This is a genomic window from Methylobacterium platani, assembly GCF_001653715.1.
GTDB classification, from domain to species: domain Bacteria; phylum Pseudomonadota; class Alphaproteobacteria; order Rhizobiales; family Beijerinckiaceae; genus Methylobacterium; species Methylobacterium platani.
Window position 1 is genome coordinate 13,344 of sequence record NZ_LWHQ01000059.1, and the last position, 17,947, is coordinate 31,290.

Here is a 17,947-nt window from a genome sequence, read left to right on the forward strand (position 1 = left end):
CCGCCGGGTCAACCGGCTACTCCGCGGCGGCCGCCAGATGGACCACCGGCACCGCCGGCGCGCCCTCCCAGCGGGAATTGGCGGGAATCGTCTCACCCTTCATCACGATGGTGAGCGGGCGCAACTGGGCGTAGTCGCCGACCTTGGTGTCGTAGAGCACCGTCGCGAAGGCGCCGACGCTGACGCCGCGGCCGACCTCGACCCGGCCGACCTTCATCACCCGGTCCTCGTAGAGGTGGGTCTGCAGCGCGGACATCCGGTTGATCGACGCGAAGTCGCCGATCGTGACGCAGTCGAACTCGGTGATGTCGGTGGCGAGCATGCACACGCCCTCGCCGGTGCGGGTGCCGAACAGCCGCAGCACCCAGGGCAGGAACGGCGTGCCCATCAGGTGCTCGAGCAGCACCTTGCCGGCGAGGCCCCAGTACATCACCGCCACCGCCTCGGTGCGCATCGCCCACCACGACCACATCGGGTGCATGCCGGGCTCGTAGCGGCCCATCAGCAGCCACTTGACGCCGATCACCACCAGGGTCTGCAGCACCGCGATCACCACGCTCACCGCGACGAAGCTGAGGGCGAGGCCGCCCCAGTCGCCGGCCAGGATCGCCGGGTAGAACACGAAGTCGATCGCCAGGATGGCGAAGGTGATGAACAGCATCGGCGAGAACGAGGAGGTGAACGCCTCGAACACGCCGCGGCGGACCCGCGGCCAGATCCCCGGCTCGAAGGTCTGGGCCTGGCCGAGATCGACCTTCTGGCGGACCGGCAGCTTGATCGGCGGCGAGCCGAACCAGGTCTCGCCCGGCGCCATGCGGTCGTTGGCCGGGGGCTTCGACTTGATGCCGATCAGCACGTCGTCGGGGATGATCGCGCCCGGCGGCACCACCGCGTCGTTGCCGACGAAGACCCGGGCGCCGGTGCGGACGGGCGCCAGCTCCATCACGCCGCGGCGCACCTCCTCCTCGCCGTAGACGACCTCGTCGGCGATGAAGTTGCGCGGGCCCACTTCCGCCAGGTCGTAGCGGCCGGCGAGGTTGGTCGAGATCTCGGCACCCTGGCCCATCCCGGCGCCCATCAGCCGGTACCAGGCCCGCATGTAGACCGTGGCGAAGAGCGACGAGAGGGTCTCGAGCGTCACCTCGGCGGCGAGCGCCACCGCCCATTTGCGCAGGTAGGTGCCGCTGTGGATCGAGTAGCTGCCCTCGCGCAGGCGCGGCAGCACAGCCCAGCGGATGCCGGCGATCAGCCCGACCGTGCCGGCGGTCATCAGCATCGCGGTCGGCCAGGTCAGGAGCGGCAGGTACCAGTGGTAGTCCACGTCGGTCATCGTCGCCAGCGTGTCGCTGATCTGGTCGAAGATGTAGAAGGCGGGGAAGATCGGCAGAAGGCCGACCGCCGGGATCGCTGCCAGCAGGAGAGCGTAGATCACGAAGAACACCGCCCGGCGCTCGCGCGACGCCTCCGGCACGGCGTGCAGGTGCGCGACGTCGACGGTGCCGACCTTGCGGCCGGGCGAGCCGTCCCAGGCCTCGGCGCGGCCGACCACGGTGCCCGACGGCACCGTCGTCAGGTCGGCCAGTTCCGCGTGGTCCTCGATCCGGGTGTCGTACCCGACGACGCAGGAGGTGCCGATGGCGACGTCGTCGCCGATCGCGATCCGGCCGATGACGAGCTCGTTGCCGACGACCTCGGCATTGGCCAGCGTCAGGCGGCCGCCGAGCGAGGCGCCGCGCCCGATGCTGACGAGGTCCGGCGCGCCGATCTCGATGTCGGAGATCAGCGCGTCCTCGCCGACCTTGGCGCCGAGGAGCCGCAGGTAGATGCGGATCATCGGCGAGCCCTGCAGCCACTTGACGTGGACGAGGGGGGTCAGGCGCTGGGTCAGCCACCAGCGGAAATAGTAGGTGCCCCAGAGTGGGTAGCGCCCGGGCCTCGTCCGCCCGAGCACCAGCCATTTCGTGGCGATGGCGATCAGAGCCGTCGCGGCGTTGAGCCCGATATAGACCAGCAACAGCACCGCCATCTCGGAGAAGAAGCCGAGCTCGCCGCCGGTGATCAGCAGGTAGGTGACGAAGATGCCGAGCCACTGCGCGGTCGCGAGCGCGATCACGAAGGGCAGCACGACCGCTTGGGCGAGGCCGCACAGGAAGCGCCGCAGCAGCGGCGGCGGCGCGAAGGAGAGATCGTGGGTCGTGGCCGCCGCGCCGGCGCCACCGGTGCGGGCGATCAGTGCCTCGGACATCGCCCGCAGCGTGCGGCCGTTATAGACGTCCTGGAGGGTGATGGCGGCGAGCGCCGGCACCTCGCGCACCGCCGAGACGAAGCGGGCGGCGAGCAGCGAGTGGCCGCCGAGATCGCCGAAGAAGTCGGCCTCGAACGGGATCGGCTGGTTGCCGAACACCTTGTGGGCGGCGGCGAGCAGCGCCGCCTCGGTCTCGTCGCGCGGCTCCTCCTGCTCGCCGGACGCCTCGACCACCGCGAGGGGGGCGGCGCGCAGGGCCTTGCGGTCGACCTTGCCGGAAGCGGCGAGCACCGGCAGGCTCTCCACCACCTCGAAATGCGCCGGGATCATGTAGGGCGGCATCGTCTCGGCGAGCGCCGCGCGCAGGCGCCCCCGGTCGAACTCGGCCCCGCGCTCGGGAACCACGAAGGCGACGAGCCGGTCGACGCCGTCGTCCTGGCGCAGCACCACCGCCGCCGAGGCGATGCCGGGTTGCACCCGGATCCGCGACTCGATCTCGCCGAGCTCGACCCGGAATCCGCGGACCTTGACCTGGTCGTCGATGCGGCCGTGGAACACGATGCGGCCGGCGTGATCGAGCGAGACCGCGTCGCCGGAGCGGTAGAGCACCGGGTCGGACCCGTCGCCGCCATACGGGTTGGCGACGAATTTCTCCGCCGTCAGCTCCGGCCGGGCGAGGTAGCCCTTGGCGACGCCGGGCCCGCCGATCAGCAATTCGCCCTGCACGCCCGGCCCGACGAGGTTCAGGCCCTCGTCGGCGATGTAGGCGGTGTAGTTGGCGATCGGCCCGCCGATGGTGACCGGATCGCCCGGCTTCATCTCGGCGGCGGTCGCCACCACGGTCGCCTCGGTCGGCCCGTAGGTGTTGAACAGTTTTCGGGAGGGAGTCGCCCAGCGGGCGATCAGCGGCTCCGGCAGCGCTTCGCCGCCGAGCAGGATCAGCCGTAAGGCGGGCACGTCCTTGGTCATCAGCCCGAGCAGGGTCGGCACCGTGTCGAGGACGGTGATGCCGGCCTCGATCAGGATGTCGGGCAGGGCCTCGGCATCGCCCATCTGGGCCGGGCTCGCCACGAACAGGGTCGCGCCGGCGAGATACGGAACCCAGATCTCCTCCATCGAGAGATCGAAGGCGACCGAGGCGCCCTGGAACACCACGTCGTCGCCGACGACGCCGTAGAGGTCGTTGGCCGAGCGCAGGAAGTGGCAGATATTGCGGTGGCTGATGACGATGCCCTTCGGCACGCCGGTCGAGCCCGAGGTGTAGATCAGGTAGGCCGGGTGCTCCGGCGTCAGGCCGGCCGCCCGCAGGTCCGGCGCCGGGCCGCTCGCCGCGCCCGCGATCTCGTCCGGCGTCAGGGCCGGGCAGGTCTCGGTCGGTGCCTTCTCCTTGAGGGCGCCCGAGACGACGAGCGCCTTGGCGTCGGCATCCTTCAGGCAGACCGCGACGCGGTCGGATGGCGCCTCGGCGTCGAAGGGCAGCCAGGCGGCGCCCGCCTTGGTGATGCCGATCTGCGCCACCAGCAGGTCGGGCGAGCGCGCCATCCACAGGCCGACGACGTCGCCGGGCTTGACGCCCCGCGCCGCGAGGCCCGCCGCGACGGCGTCGGAGCGCCGGTCGACCTCGGCGTAGGAGAGCCGGGTGCGGGAGGCCGAATCGGGGCCGCTCGCCGCGTCGATCAGCGCGGTATGGTCGGGCCGGCGGCGCGCCGTGTCCCGGAAGACCTCGGCCAGGACCTCGTCGCGCAGCAGGTCCGGCCGCACGGGGCCGCGCAGCACCGCCGCTCCCGCGGGCGGGAGAGCCGGCTGGCTCGCCGCGTGGCTCGACGGGCGGACGGTCCCGGCGGTGTGGTTCATCAAGCGACTCCGCTGGCCCGGGCGGGCCGTTGAGCTCGAGGGGGCCGGGTCGAGACCGGCATCACCGGATTCCGGTGCGGACGGGGTTTTCGATCGCGCGTCCCCCCGGGGGCGGACAGGCGGGAGGTGGACGAGAACCGGGGCCGGTTCAAGGCACGGCCGGGAACAAAACGCGGCGTCAGACCCAGCGGCGGGTCCCGGCCTCGAGCACCAGGATCCGCCCCTGCAGGATCTCCAGATGGGGCGCATCCTCGGTGTTCGCCGCCCCGAGCGCCACCATGACGGCGCGGGCGACGCCGCCATGGGCGACGACGACGGTCGGGCGATCGAGGGCCTCGAGGAGCGGGCGCACCCGCTCGGCCACCATGGCGTAGCTCTCGGCGCCCTCGCCCGGCGGGCAATAGCCCCAGCGGTCGCGGTCCCTCGCCTGCGACCGGGCGGGATCGCTGCGGCGCACGTCCTTCCAGGTCAGGCCCTCCCAGGCCCCGAAGCCGATCTCGCGCAGGCGCGGATCGAGGGTGTAGCCGGCGGGATCGAGGCCCAGGGCCCGGCGCAGGCCCTCCATCGTGTGCCGGGTGCGCTCCAGCGGGCTCGCGATGAAGGGCAGGGCGCCGACATCCGCGCCGAGAAGGCCGCGCAGGCGCTCGGCCGCTTCCCCGGCTTGAGCGTGGCCCCTGTGGTTGAGCGGCGTGTCGCGCTGGCCCTGCAGCCGGCCCTCGGCGTTCCAGTCGGTCTCGCCGTGGCGCACGAAGTAGAGCGGCGCCCGGCTCATCGGGAGTCCCTCTCGGAACGGCCCCGCTTGGCCGTCGTTATCTTCATCCCGATCCGTCGCACGCCGCCATCCCCGCCGGAGCCCCCAGCTTCCCGATGTCGAAGAAGAACCCGAAAGACAAGCCGGTTTCGCGTCCCGGCCATCCGCGCCCGTCCTCCGCCGCCTGGGCGAGCGAGGCCGGATCGCTGGCCGCGGCGAGCCCGGGCTTCCTCGCGGAGCACGGCGCGACGATCCCGGTCCCACCGCCGGGCGTGGTCCAGTGCCGGCCCGAGGCGCCGTGCCGGCTCGCCGAGATCGACCCCGACGCGCCGGGTTCCTCCGACGGCAAGGCCGCAGCGGAAGGCGAGCTGGCGCAGGTGCGTGCCCGGATCCAGGCCTTGCAGGAGCGGCTCTACGCCGAGCGCAAGCGCAGCCTGCTGGTGGTGTTGCAAGCCATCGACACCGGCGGCAAGGACGGCACCATCCGGCACGTCTTCGAGGGGGTGAACCCGCAAGGGTGCCGGGTCTCGTCGTTCAAGACGCCGAGCGCCGAGGAGCTCGACCACGATTTCCTGTGGCGCTACCACCGCGAGGCGCCGGCCCGCGGCATGATCGGGGTGTTCAACCGCAGCCACTACGAGGACGTGCTGATCGTCCGGGTGAAGCAGCTGGTGCCGGAGGCGGTGTGGCGGCCGCGCTACGACCTCATCAACGACTTCGAGCGCCTGCTCACCCTGTCGGGCACCACGGTGCTCAAGATCTTCCTGCACATCTCGAAGGCGGAGCAGAAGGAGCGGCTGGAGAGCCGGCTCGCCGATCCGACCAAGAACTGGAAGTTCGACCCCGCCGACCTCGTCGAGCGCGAAGCCTGGGGCTCCTACCAGGCGGCGTTCCAGGATGCCCTGACCCTCTGCGGCACGCGGCTGGCGCCCTGGCACGTGGTGCCGGCCAACCGGAAGTGGTTCCGCAACCTCGCGGTGGCGCGGCTGATCGCCGACACCCTGGAGGCGATGGACCCGCAATTCCCGGCGCCGAAGGCGGATCTGAGCGGGATCACGGTGCCGGATTGATGCAATCGTCCGGCCGCATCCGAGACTTCATCCCACCCATGACCTCCGGACGAGCTCATGGGTGGGAGCGAACGGTGCATTCCAGGTTGCGGCTACGCCGCCTCGTCGCGCTTCCCCAGCCGCTTGTCGAGGTAGGTGTCGACCGTCTGGGTCAGCTCGTCGACCTTGCCGTCGAAGAAGTGGTTGGCGCCCTCGACGATCTGGTGCTCGATGATGACGCCCTTCTGGGTCTTCACCTTCTCGATCACCGGCATCACCTCGCGGGCCGGCGCGACCCGGTCCTCGGAGCCGTGCACGAACAGGCCGGAGGAGGGGCAGGGGGCGAGGAAGCTGAAATCGTAGCGGTTGGCCATCGCGGCGATCGAGATGAAGCCCTCGATCTCCGGGCGGCGCATCAGCAGCTGCATGCCGATCCACGAGCCGAACGACACGCCGGCGATCCAGCAGGCCCGCGCTTCCGGGTTGACCGCCTGCACCCAGTCGAGGGCGGCGGCGGCGTCCGACAACTCGCCGACGCCGTGGTCGAACGAGCCCTGGCTGCGGCCGACGCCGCGGAAGTTGAAGCGCAGGGCCGCGAAGCCGCGATTCGCGAACGTGTAGAACAGGTTGTAGACGATCTGGTTGTTCATCGTGCCGCCGAATTGCGGGTGCGGATGCAGCACGATGGCGATCGGGGCGCCCTTCTGCTTCGGCGCCTGGTAGCGCCCCTCCAGCCGACCGGCCGGACCGGCGAAGATGACCTCGGGCATGAACGACCTCTTTCGGGCTTCAACGGTGCGTGAGCGCGGCGATGGAGCAGGCGGGAAGCCCGGACCCGATGCTTGACTCGGGGTCCGTCTCCCATAAAAGCACCCTTAGAACGGTTCTAAATGATTAGAACCGTTCTAAACAACCGGGTGCCGCAGTCCCGCGCCTCGCGCCGGCGAGCACGCACCATCTGATTACGTGTGTCCGGGGCGGGCCTTAGCACGGCCCCCGGGGGGAAAGGCAAAGGAATTCAGCGCATGGAGCGCGAGCGCGCCTATCTCGACCACAACGCCACCTCGCCCGTGCGGCCCGAGGTTGCGGAGGCGGTCGCGCGCGCGCTCGTCACGCTGCCGGGCAACCCGTCCTCGGTTCATCGCGAGGGGCGGGCCGCGCGGTCGGCCATCGAGGCCGCACGGGCGCAGGTCGCGTCCCTCGTCGGAGCGGCGCCCGCCCGGGTGGTGTTCACGAGCGGCGGTACCGAGGCGGCGAACGCGGTCCTGTCGGGATCCTTGCGCCGCCGCGGCCTGCCGGCTCCGACGCGGCTGCTCATCGGTGCGACCGAGCATCCGTGCGGCCTGCAGGGACACGGCTTTCCCGCGGATGCGACCGAGACCCTGCCGGTCGATGCCGACGGCGTGGTGCGCCTGGACCATCTCGAGGACCGGCTCGCCGCCCTGGCGGCGGAGGGCGTGGCCGCTCTCGTCACGGTGCAGGCCGCCAACAACGAGACCGGGGTGGTCCAGCCCCTGGCGAGGGTTGCGGCGCTGACATGCCAGCACGGCGCGCTGCTCCACAGCGATGCCGTTCAGGCCGCTGGACGGGTTTCGGTCGCGCGCAATATAAAAGGCATCGACGCGCTGACGCTGTCGGGCCACAAGCTCGGTGCCCCGAAGGGGATCGGCGCCATCGTGCTCGGGGAGGGCGCGACGCTGGACGCAGCCCTCGTCCGCGGCGGCGGCCAGGAGGCGCGCCTGCGGGCCGGGACCGAGAACGTGCCCGGCATCGTCGGGTTCGGCCTCGCGGCGGAGATCGCGCAGGCGGCGTTGCAGGCCGAGGCGATCCGCCTCGCGTCCTTGCGCGACGCGATCGAGGCCGGCATGCGGGCGCGGGCGCCGGACGCCGTGGTGTTCGGGGCGGGGACCGAGCGCCTGCCCAACACGCTCTGCTTCGCGGTGCCGGGGCTCAAGGCCGAGACGGCGCTGATCGCCCTCGATCTCGACGGCGTCGCCGTCTCGTCCGGGGCGGCCTGCGCCTCGGGCAAGGTTTCGCGCTCCGGCGTGCTCGCGGCGATGGGGGTCGAGTCCGCCCTGTCCGCGGGGGCGCTGCGCGTGAGTTTGGGGTGGAACAGCCGGCAAGACGACGGGGAAAGGTTCCTCGCGGCCTTCGATCGGCTGGTTTCGTCCCTATATAAGCGCCGGGAGCGGGCCGCGTGATCGCGCCCCCCGCCACCGGCCGTGTCATCACCTCGCGGCCCTTGAAGCCGTAAGCGGTAGGAGACGGGTATGCCTGCAGTGCAGGAGACGGTCGATCGCGTCCGCGCCATCGACGTCGATCAGTACAAGTACGGGTTCGAGACCACGATCGAGATGGAGAAGTCCGAGAAGGGCCTCTCCGAGGACGTGATCCGCTTCATCTCGGCCAAGAAGGACGAGCCGGAGTGGATGCTCGAATGGCGCCTCGACGCCTATCGCCGCTGGCTCACCATGCAGGAGCCGAACTGGGCGCGGGTCGAGTACGACAAGATCAACTACGACGAGCTGTATTATTACGCCGCGCCGAAGCGCAAGGCGGCGCAGTCGCTCGACGAGATCGACCCCGAGATCCTGAAGACCTACGAGAAGCTCGGCATCCCCTTGCGCGAGGTCGAGGTGCTGGAGGGCATCGCCCCGGAGCGCCGCGTCGCCGTGGATGCGGTGTTCGATTCGGTCTCGGTCGCCACCACCTTCAAGGCCGAGCTTGCCAAGGCCGGCGTGATCTTCATGCCGATCTCGGAGGCCTTGCGCGAGCATCCCGAGCTGGTGCGCAAGTACCTCGGCTCGGTGGTCCCGGTCACCGACAACTACTTCGCGACGCTGAACTCGGCAGTCTTTTCCGACGGCTCGTTCGTCTACATCCCGCCGGGCGTGCGCTGCCCGATGGAGCTGTCGACCTACTTCCGCATCAACGAGCGTGACACCGGCCAGTTCGAGCGCACGCTGATCATCGCCGACAAGGGCTCCTACGTCTCGTACCTCGAGGGCTGCACCGCCCCGCGGCGCGACGACAATCAGCTCCACGCCGCGGTGGTCGAGCTCGTCGCCCTCGACGATGCCGAGATCAAGTACTCGACGGTGCAGAACTGGTACCCGGGCGACGCGGAAGGCCGCGGCGGCATCTACAACTTCGTGACCAAGCGCGGCGATTGCCGCGGCACGAACTCGAAGATCTCGTGGACGCAGGTCGAGACCGGCTCGGCGATCACCTGGAAGTACCCGTCCTGCATCCTGCGCGGCGACAACTCTCGCGGCGAGTTCTACTCGATCGCGGTGTCGAATGGCATGCAGCAGGTCGATTCCGGCACCAAGATGATCCATCTGGGCAAGAACACGACGAGCCGGATCATCTCGAAGGGCATCTCGGCCGGCCGGTCGCAGAACACCTACCGGGGTCTCGTCTCGGCCCATAAAAAGGCCAAGGGCGCGCGCAACTTCACCAATTGCGACTCGCTGCTGATCGGCGACCAGTGCGGCGCGCACACCGTGCCCTACATCGAGTCGAAGAACGCCTCCGCGGTGTTCGAGCACGAGGCGACCACCTCGAAGATCTCCGAGGACCAGAAGTTCTACTGCCAGCAGCGCGGCCTCTCCGAGGAGGAGGCGACCGCGCTCATCGTCAACGGCTTCGTCCGCGACGTGCTGCAGCAGCTGCCGATGGAGTTCGCCGTCGAGGCGCAGAAGCTGATCTCGATCAGCCTCGAAGGCTCGGTGGGCTGATCCCTCCCCACGCTCCCGGCGGACCGCCGGGAGCACCCGATCTCGACATCATTCTCAACGGACGCGGCGCCGCACGGTCGGCCCGCGCTCCCGTCAGGACTATTCTACCATGCTGGAAATCAAGAACCTGGTCGTCAACATCGAGGACAAGCGCATCCTCAACGGCCTGAGCCTGACCGTCAACGACGGCGAGGTCGCCGCCATCATGGGGCCGAACGGCTCCGGCAAGTCGACCCTGTCCTACGTCATCGCCGGCAAGGAGGACTATGAGGTCCTCGACGGCGAGATCCTGCTCGACGGCGAGAACATCCTCGAGATGGAGGCGGATGCCCGTGCCGCCGCCGGCATCTTCCTGGCCTTCCAGTACCCGCTGGAGATCCCGGGCGTCGGCACCATGACCTTCCTCAAGGCGGCGATGAACGCCCAGCGCAAGACCCGCGGCGAGGACGAGCTGACCACGCCCGACTTCATGCGCCAGGTCTACGCCGCGGCCGACAAGCTCGAGATCAACAAGGACATGCTCAAGCGCGCCCTCAACGTCGGGTTCTCCGGCGGCGAGAAGAAGCGCATGGAGATCCTGCAGATGGCGCTGCTGTCGCCGCGCTTCTGCGTCCTCGACGAGACCGATTCCGGGCTCGACATCGATGCCCTGCGCATCGTCTCCGAGGGCGTGAACGCGCTGCGCGGCAAGGACCGCAGCTTCCTCGTCATCACCCACTACCAGCGCCTGCTCAACCACATCGTGCCCGACACCGTGCACGTGATGGCGCAGGGCCGGGTGGTGAAGTCCGGTGGCAAGGAGCTCGCTCTCGAGCTCGAGGCCTCGGGCTACGCCGAGTACCGGTCGAGCGAGGCCGCGTGACCATGGCCGACGTCACGACCCTCCGCACCGCCGCCGAGACCGGGCTGTCGAAGCTGTTCGAGGTGCAGCGGCTCAAGCTCCCGGGGGCGGCCATCGCCCGCGAGGAGGCCTTCCGCTACTTCGAGGCGGCGGGCCTGCCCCACCGCCGCGTCGAGGCGTTCAAGTACACCGACCTGCGCGCCGCCGTCCGCGAGGCGGCCCCGCCGGCCGACGCGCCGGAGCCTGAGACCGCCCGCAACGCGGTCAAGGCCGCCCGGGGCTTTGCCGGGATCGAGGCCGCGCGCGTCACCTTCGTCAACGGCCACCTGGTCGCGGCGCTCTCCGACCTCGCCGGCCTCCCCGAGGGCCTGGAGGTGGTGCCGTTCGCGAAAGCCATGGCCGAGGGCCACCCGCTCCTCGATCATCTCGCTCCGGTCGAGCAGACCCGCGAGAACCCGATCTACCAGCTCAACGCCGCCTTCATGGCGGACGGGGTGGTGATCCGGGTCGCCGACGGCACCAAGGTCGAGCGGGCCCTGCACCTGCGCTTCGTCGGCACGGGCAACGCCCCGTTCTCGACCGCGACCCGCGTGCTGGTCGTCGCCGGGACCGAGTCCGAGGTGACGATCCTCGAGAGCCACGAGGGCCCGGACGGGATCGCCTATCAGCCCAACGACGTCCTCGACGTCGTGATCGGCGACCGCGCCCGCGTGCTGCACAGCCGGCTCAACATCGAGGGCGACGCGGCGATCGCGCTCTCGACGATCTCGGCCCGCCTCGGCGCCGGTTCGCATATCGAGACCGTCAACGTGGTGACCGGGGCGGTGCTGTCGCGCCACCAGCTCTACCTGCATTTCGCGGGCGACGACGCGACCGCCACCGTCAACGGCGCCGCGATGATCCGCGACGGCCAGCTCGCCGATTCGACGCTGCTGGCCGACCACGCGGCGCTCGGCGGCATCAGCCGCGAGCAGTTCAAGACGGTGATCGACGGCGACGCCACCGGCGTGTTCCAGGGCAAGATCATCGTCCGCCAGGTCGCCCAGAAGACCGACGGCAAGATGAAGTCGGACTGCCTCCTCCTCACCGACGAGGGGCAGATGATGAACAAGCCGGAGCTGGAGATCTTCGCCGACGACGTGGCCTGCGGCCACGGCGCCACCTGCGGCGCGCCGGACGAGGACCTCTTGTTCTACCTGATGGCCCGCGGCCTGCCGCGGCCCCAGGCCGAGAGCCTTCTGGTCCAGGCCTTCCTCGGCGAGGCGATCGAGGCGGTCACCCACGAGGGCGCCCGCGCGGCGATGATCGCCGAGACCGAGGCGTGGCTCGCCCGCCGCGGCTGATATCCGCCATTGATGGGCCGGCCCACGGGCCGGCCCTCTCTCACGCCCCTGCACGAGAGCCCGAGATGAACGCACCCGTCCTCCAGCCCCCCTACGACGTCGAGGCGATCCGGGCGCAATTCCCGATCCTGTCGCAGCAGGTCTACGGCAAGCCGCTGGTCTATCTCGACAACGCCGCCTCGGCGCAGAAGCCGAAGGCCGTGATCGACGCGATGTCGGGCGCGATGGAGACGGCCTATGCCAACGTGCATCGCGGCCTGCACTTCATGGCCAATGCCGCGACGGAGGGCTTCGAGGGCGCGCGCGAGACCACGCGGCAATTCCTCAACGCCCGCTCCACCGACGAGATCATCTTCACCCGCAACGCCACCGAGGCCTACAACTTAGTTGCGACCTGCATGGGCTGGGCCGGGCTGATCGGCGAGGGTGACGAGATCATCCTGTCGATCATGGAGCACCATTCCAACATCGTGCCCTGGCACTTCCTGCGCGAGCGCCGCGGCGCCGTGCTGAAATTCGCCCCCGTCGACGACGAGGGCAACTTTCTGGTCGAGGAGTTCGAGAAACTCTTCACGCCGAAGACCAAGATGGTGGCGATCAGCCACATGTCGAACGTGCTCGGCACGGTGACGCCGGCGGCCGAGATCGTCCGCATCGCGCACGCCCGCGGCGTGCCGGTGCTGCTCGACGGCGCCCAGAGCGCGGTCCATCAGGCGATCGACGTCCAGGCCCTCGATTGCGACTTCTTCGTCTTCACCGGCCACAAGGTCTACGGGCCGACCGGTATCGGCGTGCTCTACGGCAAGAAGGAGTGGTTGGAGCGCCTGCCGCCCTACCAGGGCGGCGGCGAGATGATCGAGATCGTCGAGGAGGAGCGCATCACCTACAACGCGCCCCCGCACCGCTTCGAGGCCGGCACCCCGGCGATCATCGAGGCGATCGGGCTCGGCGCGGCGCTCGAATTCATGATGAGCCTCGGGCGCGAGCGCATCGCCGCGCACGAGGCGCACCTGCTGGCCTACGCGCAGGAGGCTCTGCGCGGCATGAACAGCCTGCGGATCATCGGCACCGCCCGGGAGAAGGGCGCGGTGATCTCGTTCGAGATGAAGGGCGCGCATGCCCACGACGTCGCGACGGTGATCGACCGCCAGGGCGTCGCGGTGCGGGCCGGCACCCACTGCGCCATGCCGCTGCTCAAGCGCTTCGGCACCACTTCGACCTGTCGCGCCTCGTTCGGCCTGTATAATACGACGGCGGAGATCGACGCCCTCGTCTCGGCGCTGACCCGGGCCGAACGGATGTTCGCGTGAGGACACCATGACCGATACCCCCGCCGCGAGCGGCGCGAATACCCCGCCGCTGAACGCCCAGGTGAACGCCGCGGCGATCCCGCCGGAGGAGATGGACCGCCTGACCGACGGCATCGTGGCCGCGCTCAAGTCCGTCTACGACCCGGAGATCCCGGCCGACATCTACGAGCTCGGCCTGATCTACCGGGTCGACATCGCCGACGACCGCAACGTCGCCATCGACATGACCCTGACCGCGCCGGGCTGCCCGGTCGCCGGCGAGATGCCGGGCTGGGTCGAGAACGCCGTCGCGGCGGTGCCGGGCATCGCCGGCTGCAGCGTCACGATGGTGTTCGACCCGCCGTGGGACCAGAGCCGGATGTCGGACGAGGCCCGCATCGCGCTGGACATGTGGTGAGGGCGCTCAGCGCATCGCGTCGGTGATGCGGGGCGGGAAGGCGAGGCCACCATAGACCTCAGCCAGTGCCAGGCTCGCGCCGAGCTCCGGCAGATCGATCACGGCATCGAGCCCCTCGAACAGCTCCGGTTGCCAGCTCTCCGCCTCGCGGCGGTAGAGCAGGGCGACCGGGGCCACGGTCTCGAGGAGCAGAATGTACCGGAGCGTCGGATGGCGTTTGTACTCCTCCAGTTTCACCGTCCGGTCGACGGTGGTCGTGGAGGGGGACGCCACTTCGACGACGAGGCGCGGCTCGCGGGACTCGTGGGTGTCGTAGACCAGTTCGCCACACTCGACCGTGACGTCGGGCCGCCGAATCGTGGTGATGCTGGTCCGCAGCGAGACGTCGTCGGTCGTCGGCCGGCAGCCGGATCCGCGAAGCTGATTGCCCAGCGTGATGATGACGTTCACCGTCACCCGGTCATGCTGGACACTCGCCCCTGTCATCATCCGGTGCTTCGGGACCGGGACGCCGTCGACGAGCTCGAACGGCTCGTCCTGGCCCTCCTGCCAGTGAAAGAACTCCTCCGGCGTCATCCGCCGGCGCGCCGCATCCGCCATCGCCGCCTCCGTCACACTCCATCCTAGCACGTCCCGCGGTGGACCGCGGGCGCCGGGATGCTTATCTTGCGTCGGTAACGTCACGCCTCAACCGCCCGGGCCTTGAACCCGGCCGTCGGAGAGAGTTTTCACAATGGCACCGAGCTTCAAGGTGATGTCGCTGACCGAGGCCGCCGCCGCGCGGATCAAGGGCATCATGGCCGACGCCGAGCGCCCGATCGCGGGCCTGCGCGTCGGGGTCAAGAACGGCGGCTGCGCCGGCATGAGCTACACGATGGAATACGCCGAGGAGCGTAAAGCCGGCGAGGACATGATCGAGGACAAGGGCGTCCGCGTCTTCATCGATCCGAAGGCGGTGCTGTTCCTGCTCGGCACCGAGATGGATTTCCAGACCACGAAGCTGGCGTCGCAGTTCGTGTTCAACAATCCCAACCAGACCTCCGCCTGCGGCTGCGGCGAGTCGGTCGCGATCACGCCCGCCGATCCGAACGCCCTGACGGCTGCCCACGCCTGACGCAGGGGAGCGGCGGCGCGTCCGCGCGCCGCCCGATCCCGCTCAGGCGACGTCGTTCATGGTGTCGACCGAGGCGGAATCGTCGACGACCCGGTTGCGGCCCGAGCGCTTGGCCGTGAACATGCAGTGGTCGGCGCGCTCGAGCAGCGACACCGCGGTATCGCCGCGGCGATAGCTGGCGAGGCCGACCGAGATCGTGATCCGCCCGAGGCTCTCCCCGGTGGAGCGCTTGACCAGCTCGCGGCCCATCACGCTGGTGCGGACCTTCTCGGCCACCTCGCGTGCCGCGGACCGGTCGTTGTCCGGCAGGATGATGCCGAACTCCTCGCCGCCGAACCGCGCGATGGTGGTGCGCGACTCGACGCATTCCCGCATCGTCATCGCCACCAGCCGCAACACCTGGTCGCCGGTGAGGTGGCCGTAGAGGTCGTTGAAGCGCTTGAAATGGTCGATGTCGAGCACGACGAGGCAGAGCGGCTGACCCTGCACGGCGGCGTGGTCGACGGCCTTGTGCAGCATCTCCTCGAAGTGCTTGCGGTTGCCGATGCCGGTGAGGGGATCGGTCAGCGATTCGACGCGCACCGCCTCGAGGGTCTCGCGCAGGGTCTCGATCTCGTTGCGGCTCTCGCGCATCCGCGCCTCGAGGGTGCGGTTGTTGGCGGCCACGTCCCGGGTGGTGACGACGAGGGAGGAAACGATCTCCCGTACCCGGGCGCGGTTCACGGCCGGCCCCGCGAGGTCCTGGCTGAAGGCCTGGAGCGAGGCGCCGTAGCGCGCGGTGGAGCCGAGCGCCGTATCCAGCATCTCCATGATCTGCTCGATCTCGGCGATCACCCCGGTGCTCGCCCGCTCGGTCTCGGTCGAGAGCCGGCGGCCGTCGAGGTAGGTCTCGAACAGCTGGTCGATGTGCTTGTCGGGGAGGGCGCCGTGCTCGGCGGTGATCCGCTTCACCGCCTCGGTGAGCTGCGGGTTCAGACCGGCGACGTAGGTATACCAGACGGAATAGCTGCGGGGCGTCGCCGGCGAGCGGTACGCCTTCATCAGCTCCATCGCCCGCTGACCGAACAGGAAGCTCCGATCAAGCTCGGCGCTGCTCAGGTCAGGCATCGAACGTCTCCGCGCTGGGCGCCGGCTACTGGCCGGCGCCTCTCACAGACCTCTAAGCGAGGTCCGTGGAGAAGCAGTTAAAGCGCACGACCGCCAAGCGCTAACGGGACCGGTTTCGGGCGCTTACTCGCCCTCGGTGCGTTTCTTCAGCACGACCGGGCGCAGCAGGAAGGCGGGGACGTGCGCCCCCATGCCGATCTCGGCCTCCGGCATCGCATCGTCGTCCCGGTGGCGGCCGCGGTCGTTGCGGCGAGCGGGGGCGCGCTCGTCCTGCGGACGCCGCTCCTCCTGCACCGGACGACGGTCCTCGCGGACCCGCGGCGCCTCGCCGTTGCGCGGCGACGGCGCCGTCTCCTCGGAGCGCGCATTGCGGGAAGCCCGGCGGCGGCGCGTCTCGTCGCGACGTCCCTCGCTGCTGCCGCCCTCGTCCCGGCCGCCGCGGTCCTTGCCGCCCTGCGCTTGCCGTCCGTCCTGGCGCCGGCCCTCGTCCCGGCGGCCGCGGCCGCCACGGCCGCGCCGCTCGGTCGCCTCGCCCGGCTCGTCCTCGGGCAGGCTGGCAAGGTCGCCGTCCGCCCAGGCGATCGGCTGGCCGATCAGGGTCTCGATCGCGGCGAGCGACTTCTCGTCGCCGCGCCCGATCAGGGTCAGGGCGGTGCCGGTGCGGCCGGCCCGGCCGGTGCGGCCGATCCGGTGGACGTAGTCCTCGGCGTGATGGGGCACGTCGAAGTTGAAGACGTGGCTCACCGCCGGGATGTCGAGGCCGCGGGCGGCCACGTCGCTGGCGACGAGCAGCGGCACTTCGCCCGAGCGGAAGGCGTCGAGCGCCGCCATGCGGGCGCGCTGGTCCATGTCGCCGTGCAGGGCCGCGACGTTGAAGCCGTGGTTCGACAGCGACTTCTGCAGCTGCGCGACGTCGCGCTTGCGGTTGCAGAAGATGATGCCGTTGTTCAGCTCCTCCGCCGCGCGGATCAGCTTGCGCAGGGTCTTGCGCTTCTGGTGCCCCTCCGCCCCCGTCGCGACCAGCCGCTGGGTGATGGTGGCGGCGGTCGAGGCGGGGCGTGCCACCTCGATGCGGACCGGGTTGTGCAGGAAGTCGTCGGCGAGGCGCTGGATCTCCGGCGGCATCGTCGCCGAGAAGAACAGCGTCTGGCGCGTGAACGGCACCATCTTCACGATCCGCTCGATGTCGGGGATGAACCCCATGTCGAGCATCCGGTCGGCCTCGTCGATGACGAGGAGCTCGACGCCGGTGAGAAGCAGCTTGCCGCGCTCGAAATGGTCGAGCAGCCGCCCGGGCGTCGCGATCAGCACGTCGACGCCGCGGGTGATCTTGAGGTCCTGGTCGGCGAACGAGACGCCACCGATCAGCAGGGCAACGTTGAGCTTGTGGTTGCTGCCGTAGCGCTCGAAGTTCTCCTCGACCTGCGCGGCGAGCTCGCGCGTCGGTTCGAGGATCAGCGTGCGCGGCATCCGGGCCCGGGCCCGGCCCTGCTCGAGCAGGGTGAGCATCGGCAGCGTGAACGCCGCCGTCTTGCCGGTGCCGGTCTGGGCGACGCCCAGAACGTCGCGCCGCGCGAGCACGTGCGGAATGGCTTGGGCTTGGATCGGGGTCGGCGTGGTGTAGCCCGCGGCCTCGACGGCCTGCTGGACCTTCTCGCTTAAACCCAGTTCGGCGAATGACATCCTGAAGAGAACCGTTGCGCGCGGGCGGATCGGGCCGGCGCGGAGACACCGTCGCGGCAACGGCCGGGGAGGCAAAGTCGTTTCGAGGCCGTTTCGCGCCGGAGGTGCCGGGGCGGGACGTTCACGCCATTGCTCCGTCGCGTCGGGCACGCGACCGCCCGCAGGACACGCCCGATGCGAGCCCATTTGTCAAGGGCTGACCGGGATTTGTCCGCCACCCTGGCCTTTGGTCCGGTGGATGGCCGCCGGGGGCGCGCCGGGTCAGGGACGCGGCGCCGCGGCGCAGGGATCCAGGCGCGTGCGCGCGGCGCTGCCGGTAATCGACCCGGTGGTCTCCGGCTCGACGAGGCCGCGCAACGACGCGACCGTCTCCTGGACCGGGCCTCGGGACTGCCGGGAGGCGAGGTAGTGGGTCGCCGCCAGGGACGTCGCGACCGCGATCAGGGCCATCCGCCAGGTGCGCCGGAGCAGGGAGGGCGGCGCGGGTTCACGCCCGGATGGGGACATCTCGGT

The 17,947-nt window shown here is 70.1% G+C and carries 15 protein-coding genes; 8 read left to right on the plus strand and 7 right to left on the minus strand.

Translation table 11 applies throughout. From position 1 onward, the window contains the following. Positions 1 to 16: 16 nt before the first annotated feature. Both A5481_RS26110 and A5481_RS26115 read right to left on the minus strand, forming a co-directional pair. On the minus strand, positions 17 to 4,099 hold the full coding sequence (locus tag A5481_RS26110; RefSeq protein ID WP_048436020.1) for a Pls/PosA family non-ribosomal peptide synthetase: 4,083 nt from the start codon (positions 4,097 to 4,099) through the stop codon (positions 17 to 19). Between the two features lie 178 nt (positions 4,100 to 4,277). After that, the gene (locus A5481_RS26115) at positions 4,278 to 4,871 is read right to left on the minus strand and encodes a histidine phosphatase family protein (RefSeq protein WP_048436019.1); all 594 of its coding nucleotides are present in this window, start codon (positions 4,869 to 4,871) and stop codon (positions 4,278 to 4,280) included. Positions 4,872 to 4,966: 95 nt separating this feature from the next. Here A5481_RS26115 and A5481_RS26120 point away from each other — a divergent pair, with 95 nt between their 5' ends. Continuing rightward, positions 4,967 to 5,920 carry a polyphosphate kinase 2 family protein gene (locus tag A5481_RS26120; RefSeq protein WP_048436018.1) on the plus strand — a complete coding sequence of 318 codons (954 nt, stop codon included), beginning with the start codon at positions 4,967 to 4,969 and terminating at the stop codon, positions 5,918 to 5,920. A gap of 92 nt (positions 5,921 to 6,012) precedes the next feature. Here A5481_RS26120 and A5481_RS26125 read toward each other — a convergent pair whose 3' ends face one another. Beyond that, entirely contained in the window at positions 6,013 to 6,669 is a 657-nt protein-coding gene (locus A5481_RS26125; RefSeq protein ID WP_048436017.1) for an alpha/beta hydrolase, read from the minus strand. 255 nt (positions 6,670 to 6,924) lie between these two features. Between A5481_RS26125 and A5481_RS26130 the strand changes: the two genes are divergently transcribed. The 6 genes from A5481_RS26130 (at position 6,925) to A5481_RS26155 (ending at position 13,530) form a co-directional block, all read left to right on the plus strand. Further along, positions 6,925 to 8,100 (plus strand): cysteine desulfurase family protein, encoded by a 1,176-nt coding sequence (locus A5481_RS26130; protein WP_048436016.1) that lies wholly within the window; start codon positions 6,925 to 6,927, stop codon positions 8,098 to 8,100. A 69-nt stretch (positions 8,101 to 8,169) separates the two neighbouring features. Next, complete coding sequence (gene sufB, locus A5481_RS26135) at positions 8,170 to 9,639, plus strand: Fe-S cluster assembly protein SufB (RefSeq protein WP_048436015.1); 1,470 nt, start codon at positions 8,170 to 8,172, stop codon at positions 9,637 to 9,639. A 109-nt stretch (positions 9,640 to 9,748) separates the two neighbouring features. After that, entirely contained in the window at positions 9,749 to 10,501 is a 753-nt protein-coding gene (gene sufC, locus A5481_RS26140; protein WP_048436014.1) for a Fe-S cluster assembly ATPase SufC, read from the plus strand. A gap of 2 nt (positions 10,502 to 10,503) precedes the next feature. After that, positions 10,504 to 11,823, plus strand: coding sequence for a SufB/SufD family protein (locus tag A5481_RS26145; RefSeq protein WP_048436013.1), 1,320 nt, complete (start codon positions 10,504 to 10,506; stop codon positions 11,821 to 11,823). Positions 11,824 to 11,888: 65 nt separating this feature from the next. Further along, complete coding sequence (locus tag A5481_RS26150; RefSeq protein WP_048436012.1) at positions 11,889 to 13,133, plus strand: cysteine desulfurase; 1,245 nt, start codon at positions 11,889 to 11,891, stop codon at positions 13,131 to 13,133. Between the two features lie 7 nt (positions 13,134 to 13,140). Further along, complete coding sequence (locus A5481_RS26155; RefSeq protein WP_082173361.1) at positions 13,141 to 13,530, plus strand: SUF system Fe-S cluster assembly protein; 390 nt, start codon at positions 13,141 to 13,143, stop codon at positions 13,528 to 13,530. 6 nt (positions 13,531 to 13,536) lie between these two features. Here the strand turns inward: A5481_RS26155 and A5481_RS26160 are convergent, their stop codons facing one another. Then, positions 13,537 to 14,130, minus strand: a complete 594-nt coding sequence (locus A5481_RS26160; protein WP_048436033.1) for a Uma2 family endonuclease — start codon at positions 14,128 to 14,130, stop codon at positions 13,537 to 13,539. A 133-nt stretch (positions 14,131 to 14,263) separates the two neighbouring features. On the opposite strand from A5481_RS26160, the gene sufA reads away from it, so the two are divergent. Then, entirely contained in the window at positions 14,264 to 14,644 is a 381-nt protein-coding gene (sufA, locus tag A5481_RS26165; protein WP_048436011.1) for a Fe-S cluster assembly scaffold SufA, read from the plus strand. Between the two features lie 42 nt (positions 14,645 to 14,686). On the opposite strand, the gene A5481_RS26170 is transcribed toward sufA, so the two are convergent. The 3 genes from A5481_RS26170 to A5481_RS26180 form a co-directional block, all read right to left on the minus strand. Continuing rightward, on the minus strand, positions 14,687 to 15,751 hold the full coding sequence (locus A5481_RS26170; RefSeq protein WP_048436010.1) for a GGDEF domain-containing protein: 1,065 nt from the start codon (positions 15,749 to 15,751) through the stop codon (positions 14,687 to 14,689). Between the two features lie 123 nt (positions 15,752 to 15,874). Continuing rightward, positions 15,875 to 17,434, minus strand: a complete 1,560-nt coding sequence (locus A5481_RS26175; protein WP_048436009.1) for a DEAD/DEAH box helicase — start codon at positions 17,432 to 17,434, stop codon at positions 15,875 to 15,877. A 261-nt stretch (positions 17,435 to 17,695) separates the two neighbouring features. Then, complete coding sequence (locus A5481_RS26180; RefSeq protein WP_048436008.1) at positions 17,696 to 17,941, minus strand: hypothetical protein; 246 nt, start codon at positions 17,939 to 17,941, stop codon at positions 17,696 to 17,698. Positions 17,942 to 17,947 lie beyond the last annotated feature (6 nt).